The organism is Ammonifex thiophilus (assembly GCF_003368535.1).
GTDB classification, from domain to species: domain Bacteria; phylum Bacillota; class Desulfotomaculia; order Desulfotomaculales; family Ammonificaceae; genus Ammonifex; species Ammonifex thiophilus.
On sequence record NZ_QSLN01000053.1, the window covers coordinates 1 to 670 of the forward strand.

Annotated in this window: 1 protein-coding gene; it reads right to left on the reverse strand. The window is 53.3% G+C overall.

The annotated features are described in order from the left end of the window. On the reverse strand, window positions 1-670 hold a 670-nt coding region (locus tag DXX99_RS11000; RefSeq protein ID WP_115793508.1), incomplete at both ends, for an IS256 family transposase.

Here is a 670-nt window from a genome sequence, read left to right on the forward strand (position 1 = left end):
TTGGGACACGCTTCCAGAATGTTGCGGACAAAATGCGTCTGGCACCGCTGCCAACTCGCCCCCTGAAAGTGGATCATAATGGCGTTTACCAGCCCCCTATGGTCATCCGAAACCACCAGGTCAACCCCCTTTAGCCCACGCTTCTTTAACCAGCCGAAGAATTCAGACCAAGTAGCCTCAGATTCGCTGTCCCCAATCATCAGCCCTAAAACTTCCCGGTAACCATCCCGGTTAACCCCGCAAGCTATAAGTACACTCTGGGATCTCACCCGCCCACCTTTCCGCACCTTTATGACCAAAGCATCAACCAGAATAAAGGGATACTCCTTTTCGCTTAAATCTCGCTCATTCCAGGCCTTCACCAAAGGGTCAAGTCGTTTGCAGAGCTCAGATACCGTCGACTTGGAAAATTCCGTGCCGCATAGCTCTTTGACCACTGCCCTGACCTTGCGTGTTGATACTCCATTGACCACCATCTCCATCAGGGCCAGCAGTAATGCCTGCTCGCTCCGCTGGTAACGCTCAAACATTTCCGTAGAAAATTTGCCGGACCTGACCCGGGGCACTTCCAGGACAAGCCGTCCGATCCGGGTTACAAGCGGCTTTTCCCGGTGGCCGTTGCGGTACGCTTGTCTTTCCTCTGTGCGTTCGTAGGGTTTAGCTTTGAGCT